At 42.3% G+C, this 14,528-nt stretch carries 12 protein-coding genes and 1 tRNA gene; 9 read left to right on the forward strand and 4 right to left on the reverse strand.

Annotated features, from left to right (window positions below):
* Positions 1 to 148 precede the first annotated feature (148 nt).
* The 6 genes from KZC02_RS14910 to KZC02_RS31840 all read left to right on the forward strand — a co-directional run bounded on the left by KZC02_RS14910 (position 149) and on the right by KZC02_RS31840 (position 6,658).
* Positions 149 to 3,037, forward strand: coding sequence for a gliding motility-associated C-terminal domain-containing protein (locus tag KZC02_RS14910; protein WP_221394809.1), 2,889 nt, complete (start codon positions 149 to 151; stop codon positions 3,035 to 3,037).
* A gap of 102 nt (positions 3,038 to 3,139) precedes the next feature.
* Positions 3,140 to 4,018, forward strand: coding sequence for an ACP S-malonyltransferase (gene fabD, locus KZC02_RS14915; protein WP_221394810.1), 879 nt, complete (start codon positions 3,140 to 3,142; stop codon positions 4,016 to 4,018).
* 66 nt (positions 4,019 to 4,084) lie between these two features.
* A tRNA-Gln gene (locus KZC02_RS14920) sits at positions 4,085 to 4,155 on the forward strand.
* A 214-nt stretch (positions 4,156 to 4,369) separates the two neighbouring features.
* Positions 4,370 to 4,975: a TetR/AcrR family transcriptional regulator gene (locus KZC02_RS14925; protein WP_221394811.1), complete on the forward strand. Its 606-nt coding sequence runs from the start codon at positions 4,370 to 4,372 to the stop codon at positions 4,973 to 4,975.
* Positions 4,976 to 5,156: 181 nt separating this feature from the next.
* Positions 5,157 to 5,690, forward strand: coding sequence for a lipopolysaccharide biosynthesis protein (locus KZC02_RS31835; protein WP_229254354.1), 534 nt, complete (start codon positions 5,157 to 5,159; stop codon positions 5,688 to 5,690).
* Positions 5,691 to 5,752: 62 nt separating this feature from the next.
* Complete coding sequence (locus tag KZC02_RS31840; protein WP_229254355.1) at positions 5,753 to 6,658, forward strand: lipopolysaccharide biosynthesis protein; 906 nt, start codon at positions 5,753 to 5,755, stop codon at positions 6,656 to 6,658.
* Positions 6,659 to 6,753: 95 nt separating this feature from the next.
* Here KZC02_RS31840 and KZC02_RS14935 read toward each other — a convergent pair whose 3' ends face one another.
* Positions 6,754 to 7,500, reverse strand: coding sequence for an ABC transporter ATP-binding protein (locus tag KZC02_RS14935; protein WP_221394812.1), 747 nt, complete (start codon positions 7,498 to 7,500; stop codon positions 6,754 to 6,756).
* Between the two features lie 53 nt (positions 7,501 to 7,553).
* Positions 7,554 to 8,282 carry an ABC transporter permease gene (locus KZC02_RS14940; protein WP_221394813.1) on the reverse strand — a complete coding sequence of 243 codons (729 nt, stop codon included), beginning with the start codon at positions 8,280 to 8,282 and terminating at the stop codon, positions 7,554 to 7,556.
* Positions 8,283 to 8,344: 62 nt separating this feature from the next.
* On the opposite strand from KZC02_RS14940, the gene KZC02_RS14945 reads away from it, so the two are divergent.
* From KZC02_RS14945 to KZC02_RS14955, 3 genes are all read left to right on the forward strand, one after another.
* Positions 8,345 to 9,055, forward strand: coding sequence for an SDR family oxidoreductase (locus KZC02_RS14945; RefSeq protein WP_221394814.1), 711 nt, complete (start codon positions 8,345 to 8,347; stop codon positions 9,053 to 9,055).
* A 73-nt stretch (positions 9,056 to 9,128) separates the two neighbouring features.
* Complete coding sequence (locus KZC02_RS14950; protein WP_221394815.1) at positions 9,129 to 10,037, forward strand: ROK family protein; 909 nt, start codon at positions 9,129 to 9,131, stop codon at positions 10,035 to 10,037.
* A 59-nt stretch (positions 10,038 to 10,096) separates the two neighbouring features.
* Complete coding sequence (locus KZC02_RS14955) at positions 10,097 to 10,807, forward strand: glycosyltransferase family 2 protein (protein WP_221394816.1); 711 nt, start codon at positions 10,097 to 10,099, stop codon at positions 10,805 to 10,807.
* A 60-nt stretch (positions 10,808 to 10,867) separates the two neighbouring features.
* Here the strand turns inward: KZC02_RS14955 and KZC02_RS14960 are convergent, their stop codons facing one another.
* Both KZC02_RS14960 and KZC02_RS14965 read right to left on the reverse strand, forming a co-directional pair.
* A complete protein-coding gene (locus tag KZC02_RS14960; protein ID WP_221394817.1) occupies positions 10,868 to 12,349 on the reverse strand; it encodes a hypothetical protein in 1,482 nt (493 codons plus the stop codon).
* A gap of 183 nt (positions 12,350 to 12,532) precedes the next feature.
* Entirely contained in the window at positions 12,533 to 14,527 is a 1,995-nt protein-coding gene (locus tag KZC02_RS14965; protein ID WP_221394818.1) for a sialate O-acetylesterase, read from the reverse strand.
* Position 14,528: the final 1 nt, after the last annotated feature.

A 14,528-nucleotide genomic window follows, 5' to 3' on the forward strand; every position in this document is an offset into this window, starting at 1 on the left:
CTGCATCATATTAATGGTGAAAACACACATTTTTAGCTATATTTTCGTTGAATTAAAACAATCAGACGCTCGGATGCTAACGGTTATTTAATTGTTTTCATCTGAAAAATAGCTTCTGTCCAACTTAGTAAGTACTCTATCATCACATATGCGCTCTGTTTTACAATATCTGCTTTTAACTTTCTTTTTTGTGGTCTTGTTCATCAGCTTTGAAGCAAAGGCAACGCACGTTCGTGCGGGTGAAATCACAGCAAGACGAATAAATACCGGATCTGCCAGTGCATTAACATATGAAATAAAGCTGACTGCGTATTTCGATATGATAAATGGCCAGGGAGCAGCCGATGCACAGGAAAATGTGACTTTCACAATTGGTAACGTCAATTCTACCAGTCCGGGTGTTGTTCTGGTAGCACCACGAATTAAACCAATTGTTGATATAGGAAATGGTACCACCAGAAACATTTACATTATTCAGTATACTTTTCCTGCGGCACAGAAATACCGTATCTCGTTTGAAGTGGACAACAGGAACAATAATGTTTTGAACATCGGCCCTCCGCCAACCCAGAATCTAAACTTTTACGTAAGTACCATACTCGAGATCAACGCAAATTTTGGCCTGAACCAGACTCCAGTATTACTCAACGCGCCAATTGACCTAGCGGCTGTTGGCCAGCGCTATATCCATAACCCGGGTGCCTTTGATGCAGACGGTGATAGTTTGTCATACAAAATGTTTGTTCCGCAAAAAAGTCTGACAAACGGAGCAGGTATCAATCTGGAATACAAAGATCCTAATCTGGTTGGAGCTCCCGGCCAGACGGAAGCGGGTGTGAGCCCTGCCACTTTCAGCCTGAATTCTATTACAGGAGATTTGATCTGGGACGCACCTGTAACAAAAGGTTATTATAACGTTGCTTTTATAGTAGAGGAATGGCGTGACGGTGTTCTGATCGGCCAGATCGTGCGCGACATGCAGATCATCGTCGAGGATGCCGACAACAAAAGGCCGGTCCTAGAACCCCTGCCCGACCTGTGTGTCGAGGCCGGCACGCTCATCCGGCAGGCCGTCAAAGCCACCGACAAAGACGGCAACAAGCTCACACTGACCTCCAACGGCGGTATCTATGAAAGCACGCTGGTCAAACCCGCACTGGCCAGCTTTACCGTCGCCAACCAGGGAGCGCTCAGCACCGTCACCGGGCAGCTGCTGTGGCAGACCGGCTGTGACCACATCCGGCTCGAACCCTACGAGGTCCTTTTCAAGGTCGAGGACGGGCCCGCCACCGGCAACCCCGCCTTCTTCCGCAAACTGGCCGATATCACCACCCTGAACATACGCGTCTACGGGCCCAAACCTCTCAACCTCAAAGCCGTGCCCGCCACTGACCCGGCCGGTACTGCTTACAGGCTCACCTGGGACCCCTACAAATGCCAGGTCAGCGGCGCTAAAATTATCATCTACCGCAGTGAAGGCTGCAAGGATATTCCGGAGGATGTCTGCATCACGGGCATCCCCGCCGGCTCGGGCTATACCGAGATCGCACGCGTAGGCGTGGGCGAGCTCACCTACCTGGACAATACAGGGCTGGAAGCAGGCATCTCTTACAGCTACCGGCTCGTGGTCGCTTTCCCTAGGCCCGGTGCCAACCCCAACGAACCCGGCAGCCTGGTCGGCGGCGGACAGAGCGTGGCCTCGGACGAATCCTGCCTGAACCTGCCTACCATCATGCCCGTCATTACCCATGTCACGGTCGATTCCACCGATACGGCCAAAGGCGTCATCACCGTCAGGTGGACTCGCCCCACCTCACTGGCCGGCATACCCGCACAGTACCGGCTCATGAGGGCCACAGGCCAGAACGGGAGCGTTTTTACAGAGGTCATAAAGATCCCCACACAGCTGGACCCCAAAGTAGCCGATACGCTCTATGTGGACAAAAACCTGAACACCACTGCCAATGCCTACCGCTACCAGATCGAATATTATACCACCAGGGCCGGGGCTCTGGCTTTGCAGGACGTCACAGAACCGGCCAGCAGTGTCCGCCTCGAACAGGGTGCCGCAGATCCGGCACGTATCCGCCTGAACTGGTCGGCCATCGTGCCCTGGAGCAACGAACGCACCGTGCACCGTGTCTACCGCGAGGACAAGGCCAGGCCGGGCACTTTCAACCGCATCGACGATGTGCAGGTACAGGCAGGGCAGCCTTTCAATTATACCGACGACGGCACCGACAGGTTTGCAGCCGACGGCATTGTCAATGTCACCATTTCCAAAGAGCTCACCTATTGCTATAAAGTAGAGACCGTGGGCTCCTACAACAACCGGCAGATCAAGCCCGATACCCTGCTGAACTTCTCGCAGATCATCTGTGTGTCGGCCTCCGATACGACCAAGCCCTGCCCCCCCGTGCTCAGCATTGACCCGCTCGACTGTGCCGCGCTCAATGCCGCACCGGAGACGTTCTGTGACCAGGCCACCTTTACCAACCAGCTCACATGGACCTACCCGCAGCTGCCCTGTGACCAGAACCTGACGGCCTACAAAATCTATTATGCACGCTATGAAGGAGACCCGCTCACACTGGCAGGTACCGTCACTGCACCGCCCATACCGCTGGCCACTTCCTTTGCCCATGAAGGCCTGAGCTCATTTGCGGGCTGTTACTACGTGACGGCCGTCAACGGCTTCGGCACCGAAAGCGCCCCCAGCAACACCGTCTGCAAGGACAACTGTCCCATGTATGTGCTGCCCAATGTGTTCACCCCCAACGGGGACCGCAAAAACGACGTGTTCCGCCCTTTTGACTGCCCCGCTTTTGTGCAGTCGCTCACTTTCAGGGTCTTCAACCGCTGGGGAGCACAGGTCTATGACACCAAAGATGTCAGCATCAACTGGGACGGCAAAAACAAGTCCGGCAAGGAGCTCTCCGCAGGGCAATACTACTATGAGGCCGTCATCTACTTTGAATCCGCCAGCAAAGATGCCAAGCCCACCACCCTCAAAGGGTGGGTACAGCTCATGAGGTGACCCGCTTTTTTCTTTCACTTTCTATCAGTTCCTTTGTAGCCCCGGTAATAAAATTCCAAGGGGCTACGGTATTTTATAATCTACTCTTTTTTAAAATCTTATATGAAAAAAGCTTATATATTTCCAGGACAGGGTTCTCAGTTCAAGGGAATGGGACTGGACTTGTATCAATCTTCCGATTCAGCTAAAGCATTGTTTGAAAAAGCCAATGATATTCTCGGCTTTGAAATTACAAAAATCATGTTTGAAGGAACTGATGAAGAACTGAAACAAACGAATGTAACCCAGCCAGCAATTTTTATACATTCAGTGGCTCTTGCCAAGACAACTACTGATTTTACTCCTGACATGGTTGCAGGACATTCTTTGGGTGAATTTTCTGCATTGGTAGCTACCGGAGCCTTGTCTTTTGAGGACGGCCTGATACTTGTTACAAAACGTGCCGATGCCATGCAAAAAGCCTGCGAAATACGGCCATCCACCATGGCAGCAATTCTTGGACTGGATGATAAAACAATAGAAAATATTTGCGCAAGCATTCAAGATGAAATTGTTGTTCCTGCCAATTATAACTGTCCCGGACAAGTTGTAATTTCGGGAACCATTGAAGGCGTGGAAAAAGCATGTGAGTTGCTTAAAGCAGCAGGAGCAAAACGCGCCCTGATCCTTCCGGTTGGCGGCGCATTTCACTCTCCATTGATGGAACCTGCGCGCGAAGAACTTGCGGCAGCAATTTACGCAGCCCATTTTGAAGCTCCTGTTTGCCCTGTTTACCAGAACGTAAACGCCAAGCCATCTACCGATGTAACAGCGATACGGGAAAACCTTATTTCACAGCTTACCGCTCCTGTACGCTGGACTCAGTCTGTGGAAGCAATGGTGTCTGATGGTGCAGGGATTTTCATTGAATCGGGCCCGGGAAAGGTATTGCAGGGGCTTGTGAAAAAGATTGCGAATGGGGTAGAATTAAAAAGTATTTAATTTTTTTCTCCAAATGCTTGACAAGATCAATTCCCCGTATTACTTTTGCACCACTATTTACAGTTTTGGCTGATGGTGTAATGGTAACACAGGACATTTTGGTTGTCTCGTTCAAGGTTCGAGTCCTTGTCGGCCAACAATAGTTAAGAAGAGCTCACCCGCAAAGTGAGCTCTTTTCTTTTCTAAACCATGGATAAAACTATCCATTTCTGCTACATAAGCTTAATTCGATTACAATTTCTCAAATTAAGATACGAAAACTAAGAAAAGGTGACATATATAGCATACGTTGTATAATATTTTCATACGAAATGTTACATTTACCATGTTTTCAATCTAAACGCTACCCAAATGAAAATCGATAAAGTAAAAAAACGCGATCGTGAGCGCACAAAGGGTAAAATATTAAAGGCTGTTGGTGAAGTTATTGAAAAATACGGAACCGAAAAAGTTGGGGTTAATCTTATTGCACGCACTGCCGGCGTTAACAAAGTATTGATTTACAGATACTTTGAAAGTGTTGACGGTCTTATGGAACAATATGTAAAATCAGGTGAATACACATCAACTACGGGTGACGAATTCATTGAAAATATTGAACCGATAGCAATAGAAGACCGCAACAAGGCATTTACCCAGGTAATGTTAACTTTCCTCAATGATCTGCGTGAAAGAAAAGCCACGCGTGATCTGTTAAGATGGGAAATAGGTACCGGAAAGTCCATGTTATCTGATTCTAGGAATGATGTTGGAAACCGCTTGCTGGAAAAAATAGGTGAACTTCCCCAATTTAAAGATACTGGCGCACTGATGGCACTTCTTACTGCCGGAATATACTATCTGGTTATTGCAGCAGATTACCGGGGGAAATTAATTGATGTTGACCTGAATTCTGAAGAAGGCTGGAAACGTATTGAAGATGTAATAGAACGGATCATTTTTGATTTAGGTAAATAAAGATTTAAGAAGCTTTGAAGTCCTTTTCTTTAAATAATAGAGAAGGACTTTTTATCAATAGACGATATACTGTATTCCTTGACTTATATTTGTTCCATTGATTTTCTTTAAAAGTCATTACCTGAATCTGAAATTTATAGTCTGCACCAACTGAATTAAGTGGATAGCAGACTAAATAATTATGAGTGTATTAAAAAAACTGGCCAGTGATACCGCAACTTACGGCATCAGCACCATGCTGGGCCGATTTCTGAATTATTTACTGGTCGCGCTTCATACCAAACTATTTGAACCCGAACAAATTGCGGCTCAGGGCCAATTGTACACTTATGCAGGTCTGGCACTTGTGTTATACACATTTGGCATGGAAACTGCGTTTTTCCGTTTTGCCCGTCAGGAAACCGATAGAAAGGAATATTACAACCTCATCCTGAGTGCTGTTACCATCGTAAGTCTGTTTTTTTCTGGCTTACTTTTCATTTTTGCAGAAAGTGCAGCTGATTTTATCAAATACCCTGAAAGCGTTTCCATAGTCAGGATGTTTGCCATGATCATGGCCATTGACGGCATCGTTTCTATTCCGTTTGCCAGGTTACGACTTGAAGGCAAAGGAAAGAAATTTGTGGTACTGAGGGTAGCAAATATCCTGATCAACATATTTCTTAATCTTTTTTCCTGGTTGTCTGTAAGGATATTTATGCTGGTAAATATCTGACGTTTTTAAAACCTGTCATTGGTGTTTTTTACAACCCGCTGCATGCTCCGGATTATATCGTATTGGCCAATCTGGTTGCGAACCTTGCGTTCTTCTGGATGCTGAGAAAAGAACTGGCAGATTTTAAATTCGTTTTTAACCGAACCCTCTTTAAACCGGTTTGGGTTTATGCATTTCCGATCATGATCATGAATGCCGGCGGTGTCCTCAACATGCTTTTTGACCGGGCTTTCATTCAGTTTCTGCTTCCTGACCACTTTTATCCCGGCCGGACAACAAAGCAGGCTATTGGAATTTACGTACAGTGTTATAAACTGTCTATTTTCATGAGCCTTGCAACTCAGGCGTTTAAATATGCAGCCGAGCCTTTTTTCTTTTCAAAAGGTGAGGATAAAAATGCACCGCCTGTTTTTGCTAAAATCACTAAATGGTTTGTTATCATCTGCGTACTGATGTGGGTGGGGATAAGCCTGAACCTGGATCTGCTGGCAGAATTATTTTTAAAGAAAAAAATATATCACGAAGGATTGCCAGTAGTGCCATGGCTTTTAGCCGGATATCTGTTTCTGGGCGTATATTATAATCTTGCAACCTGGTTTAAGCTCACAGACAAGACCCAGTATGGAACCTGGCTGACTTTGACAGGCGCACTAATAACAATTGCTACCAGTTTTATTCTGGTACCTAATATCGGTTATCTTGGTTTCGCCATTGCTTTTGCACTTTCCGGTTTTACAATGGTTGCCTTGTGTTATTATTTCGGACAAAAATATTATCCTGTTCCTTATGATGTAATATCGGCTTTGGGATATATTGGAGTAGGCGCACTTCTTATTTTCGGATCGACATTTTTCAAGATTCCCGACTTATGGATTTCTGTTCCCATCCACATGTCAGTATTCACTGTTTTTCTGGCAGGTATCTTTTTGATTGAGAGAAAAAATATTCCTTTTTTGCAGAAGAAATAACGGTTAGTTGTGGGTTGTCAGTGATTAGCCGCTTTCCGTTCTAACTTTAAACAGCGCGGTCGCAGCTTTAAACTTTTGACTCTAAACTTAAAACTTCATCTTTCCATTTCCCGCAATAGCTTATTTGAGAACAAGAATTCTTTCAATTCAGGAACGTCTGTTTTAGTAATGGTGCTGTTTAAACCCTCCCATAATTTATCACCCTGATACAGGAAAATAATATTCTGCCCGATTTCCAGTACCGAATTCATATCGTGCGTAATGATGATCGTTGTGATCTCATACTCTTCCGTAATCTCTTTGATCAGTTCATCAATTTTAACAGAAGTAAGCGGATCAAGTCCTGAATTGGGTTCGTCACAAAACAGGTACATGGGGTTCATCACAATAGCCCTGGCTATACCTACGCGTTTTTTCATACCACCACTTATTTCTGACGGCATTCGTTTAGCTGCTGCTTCCAGGCCTACACGCTGAAGACAAAATGCTACGCGTTCCCGTTTTTCTTCGTGCGACTGGTCCGTAAGCATATCCAATGGAAAGCGTACATTTTCCTCCACGGTTTTAGAATCAAAAAGTGCACCTCCCTGAAACAGAACACCCATTTCACGGCGAATAGATTGCTGTATATCTTTATCACTATTATAAAAATCCCGTCCGTTATATAACACTTGTCCTGCATCCGGCTTTACGAGCCCGATCATCGTTTTCAACAAAACACTTTTGCCGGTACCACTGCCTCCGATAATCATATTTGTTTCCCCTTTTTGAAAAGTGGACGTAATTCCTTTTAAAACCTGTTTACCGTTAAAAGATTTCGTGATACCTTTTATTTCAATCATACCATGTTGTATTAATGAGCAGAAATGTCAGATTTTGGCTGAACCTGAAAAAATTATAATAATAACTGAGCCAGCATATAATCGGCAATCAAAACAGAAATACAACTATTTGTTACAGCCTGGGTACTTGCCTTACCAACTTCCAGTGCCCCGCCTTCAATAAAAAATCCCTGAAAGGATGATATCGTCGAAATCAAAAACCCAAATACAAACGGTTTTACACACATAAAAAACAGATTGTAAGGAACAAATGAATCACGGATGCCGTACAAATAATCTCTTTCTGTAATAACACCTGTAAGTGTTCCGGCCAGATATCCACCAAAAATTCCGAGAAAAGCGGCAAAAATAACAAGCATGGGAAAAGTAAACATGGCCGCCAAAACTTTGGGAAGTACCAGATACGAAGAAGAGTTGATTCCCATTACTTCCAGTGCATCAATTTGTTCCGTAATACGCATCGTACCCAGTTCACTGGCAATATTTGATCCTACTTTTCCTGCAAGTACAATACAGGTGATTGTAGGAGCAAGTTCAAGGATCTGCATGTCGCGCACGATAAGCGCAACGGTTGAAACGGGGATAATAGGGCTTACCAGATTATACGCTGTCTGGATGCAGGATACCGCTCCGATAAAAGTAGAGACAATGGCAACAATAAAGATAGAACTCACTCCAATCCCCACGCACTCTTCCATGAAACGCCGCCAGTAAACAGATAACTTTTCACCTTTGCCAAACAATGATCCCAAAAAAATGAAGTATTTTCCGATAACAGACATAATATCTTAATTGTATTCAATATTTTCGGGAAAATTAGACAAAAAAAGAAGCAAACAGAAAAATGAATCCATTAGTAATAGTAACCGGAGGTACAAAAGGGATAGGAAAGGCAGTGATTGAACGGTTTATGGAAGGTGGTTTCGATGTAATTACCTGTGCCAGAAATAATACGGATCTTTTTTCTTTGCAAGAGGAAATGAAAACCAGCTTCCCTTCCGCTGAGCTTTATTATCTGCCGGCTGATCTTTCGCTTCGAAAAGATGTAAATGAATTTATATCTTTTATTTTGTCAAAAAACAGGCAGATTGCGGTACTTGTCAATAATACAGGAATATTTATTCCCGGGCAGGTCCACAATGAAACGGAGGGTACTCTTGAAAAAACAATGGAGACAAATGTATACAGCGCCTATCATCTTACAAGAGGCCTTATTGCAGGAATGATCGATCAGAAAAAAGGACACATTTTTACAATTTGCTCTACTGCAAGTATTACTGCTTATCCTAATGGAGGTTCTTACTGCATTTCAAAGTTTGCTTTATATGGTATGACCAAAGTTCTGCGCGAGGAAATGAAGCCGCATAATGTAAAAGTTACTGCTGTTTTGCCCGGCGCTACAATGACAGACAGCTGGAAAGGAACGGAACTTCCGGAAGAGAGATTTGTGGCATCCAGGGATGTCGCCGACGCAATATGGGCTGCTTATTCACTCTCGCCGCGGGCAGTTTTGGAAGAAATTCTGATCCGTCCGCAGTTAGGAGATTTAGATTGATTAGTAAACAATAAAGCAATTTTACTAAATTGCCGCATTTTTAAAATTATTTATTAAACCCGTATTTCATTTCATGGAACAATACCTCGGTATAGACGTGGGCGGTACCAACGTAAAAATGGGGATCGTTGATGCTTCAGATGGGAGAATTTCAAATTTTTACAGCCACGATACTGCCAGCTGGCGTGTTTCAGGCCATTTTATCGAACGGCTTGGCGATGCCATCTCACTTCAGCTGGTGGAATACCCAGAGGTGAAAAAGGTAGGAATCGGTGTTCCGGGACTGACCACCCGTGACCGTACTACACTCATTGAAATTACTGCTATTCCTGAAATTGACGGAATTGCAATCGTCCCGGACTTAAAGGCGCGTTTTCCTAATCATGATTTTTATCTTGAAAATGATGCTAATGCAGCAGCTTTGGGAGAATATTATTTTGGTGAAGATAAGCTTCCTGAAGACTACATTTTTGTAACGCTGGGAACCGGTATAGGCGGAGCAGCTATTATTGACAAAAAAGTGTTTAAAGGAGGTGGCGGAAATGCCATGGAACCCGGTCACGTTCCTTCCAAGAACGGAAAAGTACTGGAAAGAAACATCGGAAAAAAAGAACTGCTTGACATGGCCAATGCTATGAGAGCAAGTTACACCGGCGTTACTCAACTTCCCGGAGACGGCACCATATCTACAACAGGACTTGTTGCGGCAGCCTCGGGTGGCGATGAGCTTGCAAAACAGATCTTTTATGAAATGGGCTATCTGCTTGGAGAAGGTCTGGTATCCATGATCAGGATTCTGGACATTACTACAATATTGATAGGTGGCGGGATTTCTGCATCATTCGAGTTTATACTTCCAGCTATTACCGATCGTTTCAAGTACTGGCTTACACCTTATTATTTAAAAACAATCAGTATCAAACGTGCCACATTGGCTAATGATGCTGGTTTGCTTGGAGCGGCATCCTTGTGCTTTGATTAATGCAAATGCATTGATCCGGCAAGGATGCCGTTTCATTTTGATTCATCAACAACACACTCATGAAGTTATCTGTTATAGTTCCGGCATACAATGAAGAAAAGACGATTTGGAAAGTGCTGGATAAATTGAATTCCGTAGAACTGATCGGAGGATTTACGAAAGAAATAGTTGTTATAAATGATTGCTCTTCTGATAATACAGAAGGAATGATTAAACGATTTATCGAAGAAAATCCGCTTGTAGAAATCAGCTACTTCCGCCATGAATACAATCAGGGCAAAGGAGCTGCATTGCATACAGGTATCCGTAAAGCAATCGGGGATTATATTATTGTACAGGACGCTGATCTTGAATATGATCCTCAGGAATTTAATATTTTATTAAAGCCTGTTATTGAAGGCTACGCTGACGTGGTGTACGGTTCCCGTTTTATGGGCGGTACACCACATCGTATCTTGTTTTTCTGGCACACGATCGGAAACAAGTTTCTTACCTTTTTAAGCAATATGTTCTCCAACCTGAACCTAACGGATATGGAAACATGCTACAAATTATTCAGGGCTGATATGTTGAAAAGCCTTGTCCTGGTCGAAAAAAGATTCGGGTTTGAGCCTGAAGTAACGGCCAAAATCTCCAAAATACCCCGGATACGTATCTATGAAGTAGGTGTTTCCTATTACGGCAGAACCTACGAAGAAGGTAAAAAAATTAACTGGAAAGATGGTTTCCGGGCAATTTATTGCATTTTAAGATACGGGCTGGGAAGCTGACCAACAATCAAATAACAGCTTATTATTTTCCTTAGACAACCAATAATAAGCCGTTAAAAACTACAATTTGGGAGCCATATACTTTTCGTAAAACGAATCTGATTTTCCTAAATATTGGTTAGCTTCCTGTTGCGACCATTTTTCCTTTAACACTTCATAAATATTGGTATAGGCATCATATGGGATTGCCCGGAAAGTAACTTTGTCAGGGTTCATTTGCGCCGTATACTGGTTCACTGTCGCGGCTCTGAAAACCCGTGTAATACCAATAAGAGATGACGTCGCCAAAAGCAGTACAAGAGGTATGGCCATCCATGAATTTTTGATGATACCAAATGTTCGTTTTGATCTGTAAGTCGCTAACGGATAGAACAAGTACATGCCAATAATAATTAAAAAAGGCATCATTCCCCGGAATAAGAAATCATTGACCTTTCCCAATCTGTAAATCGGGAAAATGATACATAAAGCAAGTATGAGATAGAAAGGGAATTGTTCCAAAGATGGTAGATTGATCTTCCTGAAGTAAAAATAGGCTGTCAAAAAAAGTACTGCGTTAATGCCAATATTCACTGCATATTCTGAGATCGTATTACTGATGTCAGAGCTGAAATTCCATATAAAACCGGAGATAGGCGCTTCTGCATGTGACATGAAAAATATAAGTACCGGCAAACATATAAGGAAAGGAAGAACTACTTTCTTAAAAACTCTTACCCAATCCAACTGAAATTTTGTAAGAATCCAGTCTCTTATAATTAATACAGCCAATAAAAATCCACATACAAACGCGGGAAAAACAGCCCACCAAAAGCTCAGGGCTATGGGTAAGACCATTAAATCAAAATTTAAATTCCTCGTTAAAATATACATGAACATGCCTCCTAATATCAATGTCGGAATTACCTGGTTAGGCACCCATAGTAAATTTTCAAGATTAGACCAGTTTTCAATTCCGAAGTCCCCAAATGCATAAAGGCTGACAGACAATTTATACAAAACTGTTTTTAAAACATGGGGAAGATCTCCAATGCAAACTGCCAGTAAAACAAATACTATTTTTTTATTTAAAACCAGGTATATCCATGAAATCCCAATGGCGATTCCCAGCCACGTCCATACGAAAATAGATGCTTCATTAATGGTGCCGGTAACTTTGGAAAACAGGGCAGGAATAATGTAAAATCCATAATAATAGGAAATTACCGGTCCGTTTTTCGGAATCCTTATAGGCCAGCTGTAAGATAGTAATTCGTAGAATTTGGTATTGTGGCACCAATAATCAAAAGTTTGGTAACAATAACCATTTATACCGGAAACAAACGTGAGAACTAATGTTGTAAGGCCAATGATGATGACATCTTTCCTCTTCAGTATTCTAAAACCATTAAAACTCTTATCTTTTCTGTCCTCAATTAAAAGATATATTAAAGTAATCACTCCTGCTATGGCAATTGGTAAATTTGTCCAATTATAGAAAAAAAGAATATTAGGAAGAATCAGATAGGCAATACTTAAATTTCTTAGGGATTTTTCGCTCATCGTATACTCGTTAATACAATGTTTTAAGGACAAACATACATTGTATCACAATTCTACTACAATTTATTCTATAAAAATATATAGGAATAGAATAAATTTTATATTTTTAATCTGAAAATCCAATGAAATTTTATTCTAAACTCATTAAATATTTATGTCAAAATCGAATTAATGAATAATAAATTATTTCACAATTTTCTGGCTAACCGCAATTCCCTTGTCATTTTTAAGCGTGATAATGTAAGCTCCGGATGGTAAAAGCGCTGTATTAATGAAATACTCCTTTTTCAAAACAATGTTGTCGCTGAATACGCTTTGCCCTTGCTTATTAACGATTTGTAATACTCCGGAAGTTGCTTTTTTAAACTGAATATTTAATTTATCTGTCGAAGGATTTGGATAAACATTCATATAATCACTTTTATTTTGTGGCTCCACCGCAAGAATTGGCACAACCGTTATAGAAGATTCATACTGTTGTGATTCAGAAACGGCGCTGAATGCCTGAATCCGGTATGTATACGTTTTATTCACTGCGACATCCTTATCTACGTAACTAACCGTTTTGTCATCAAACTCTTTTATTTTAGTAAAAACGGCGGAAGAATCGGTTTTTCTTTCCAGAACATAATTAGTTGCACCTGTGGCAGATGGCCATTCTACCTGTACTGTCATACCCGCCTGAATAGATGAAAGAGAAAGCAGCAACGGGTCACCAATAGTAACATTATTAAAAGAAAAGGCACTCAGTCCCGTACTATTGGTAATATACGGCCCACGAAAAACCGAAATGTTTGCCGGTTTTACAATCGGAAGATAATTGATCGTTTTTGCAGTAACGGGTTCCGTCATTGACAATGTCACACGGTTTCCGGCCGCTGTACCCGATTTGACTTTGGCAGGTGATGCATTATTTCCATCGAGGAAAAAGAAGTTACGGTTACTCATTGTCACTGGCGTACCATCCTCCCCTTTTATTATCGTATCTGCCGGCCATTTTAAATGTTGTCCTTCATCAAACAAAAGCACGATTTCATCTTTTTTTGCTGAAGAGTAATATGCCTTTTTTATGTCAGGGCACGAAACATCAACGGTATCCGCTAATCCGTAATTTTTCGGACTTAAAAAGTGGAATAACCGTTTTCCAAGTATCTGATAACCATCAATTAAATAATGAATTCCGTCTGTATATAGTGGTAATCCTAATGTTGCAAAATGATCTGTTTTGGGATAAAGATATTTTGTCCTCCGCTGAAAATCCCTTATCTCACCCGCAGTAGGACTCCAGAAAGCATTTATCTGTATGATATCAAACTCATCCACTTGCGGGTAATCAATTTGCCAGTATTTAAATAGTTTGTCAAATTCCGCGTCATAACCTGCAATTCCTTCAATCGCTTCCTGTTCCCCCTGATACCAAAAAAAGTTACGGATCCTTGCTGGTTTTGCTTTATTGACCCGATGTAAAAGACCGCCATAAAGAGAGGTAGGCTTAGCAGGATTGCTCGCATCCCTGTCCAAAAACTGCGTTATCTTCGTTCCTGGCAAAGAGCCATTGATAACGCAGGTAGGAATACCGTAAGTTTCAAGAACAGACCTTTGAAGCTGCAAACCCCAGGCTCCCACGTAAGTCCATGACCATGCCGCAGGAATCCATAGCGTATCACCGGGAGTGAGCCCCGGATTGGAATCGGGAATACGTGCAACCGTACGGCAGTATTTGTTTGAATAATCCCCAAATTGAAGAGCCAATGCATTTGATTGTCCGCTGATTACATAAAAATCACCTGCAACAACTTCGGCTCTTTTTACTATTAAAATAGAATCGGCCTGTTTACATGCGTATATCTCGAAAGAATAATCTGCCATTTCCGCCTTAATAGATGGCTTAATATCAAAGGAAGCCGAAGGTTTTCCCTCATAAGCAAGTACTGATTTATTATAGGCATAACGTTCTTTATTCCTGAAAGTAACAACAGAAATATGATCCCATCCTGCAACTTCAATTACTCCTGAAACTGGCACGACAGCCATGTCATCGTCTTCTCTGGCATACAATTGCATGTCTTCCGGAAGCTGATCAAAGACGACAGAATAAAAACGCTGCGCATAAATTTCTGCTTTAAAACCACAAATGAAGATAAGCAGTAAAATAAATTTTTTATTCGTTGAGTTCATT

Source organism: Dyadobacter sp. NIV53 (assembly GCF_019711195.1).
GTDB lineage: Bacteria > Bacteroidota > Bacteroidia > Cytophagales > Spirosomataceae > Dyadobacter.

Excerpts from the sequence above, each read along its gene's own strand:
- KZC02_RS14910 (WP_221394809.1), top strand. The coding sequence starts at position 149 with ATGCGCTCTGTTTTACAATATCTGCTTTTAACTTTCTTTTTTGTGGTC.
- fabD (WP_221394810.1), top strand. The coding sequence starts at position 3,140 with ATGAAAAAAGCTTATATATTTCCAGGACAGGGTTCTCAGTTCAAGGGA.
- KZC02_RS14925 (WP_221394811.1), top strand. The coding sequence starts at position 4,370 with ATGAAAATCGATAAAGTAAAAAAACGCGATCGTGAGCGCACAAAGGGT.
- KZC02_RS31835 (WP_229254354.1), top strand. The coding sequence starts at position 5,157 with ATGAGTGTATTAAAAAAACTGGCCAGTGATACCGCAACTTACGGCATC.
- KZC02_RS14935 (WP_221394812.1), bottom strand. The coding sequence starts at position 7,500 with ATGATTGAAATAAAAGGTATCACGAAATCTTTTAACGGTAAACAGGTT.
- KZC02_RS14940 (WP_221394813.1), bottom strand. The coding sequence starts at position 8,282 with ATGTCTGTTATCGGAAAATACTTCATTTTTTTGGGATCATTGTTTGGC.
- KZC02_RS14945 (WP_221394814.1), top strand. The coding sequence starts at position 8,345 with ATGAATCCATTAGTAATAGTAACCGGAGGTACAAAAGGGATAGGAAAG.
- KZC02_RS14950 (WP_221394815.1), top strand. The coding sequence starts at position 9,129 with ATGGAACAATACCTCGGTATAGACGTGGGCGGTACCAACGTAAAAATG.
- KZC02_RS14955 (WP_221394816.1), top strand. The coding sequence starts at position 10,097 with ATGAAGTTATCTGTTATAGTTCCGGCATACAATGAAGAAAAGACGATT.
- KZC02_RS14960 (WP_221394817.1), bottom strand. The coding sequence starts at position 12,349 with ATGAGCGAAAAATCCCTAAGAAATTTAAGTATTGCCTATCTGATTCTT.
- KZC02_RS14965 (WP_221394818.1), bottom strand. The coding sequence starts at position 14,527 with ATGAACTCAACGAATAAAAAATTTATTTTACTGCTTATCTTCATTTGT.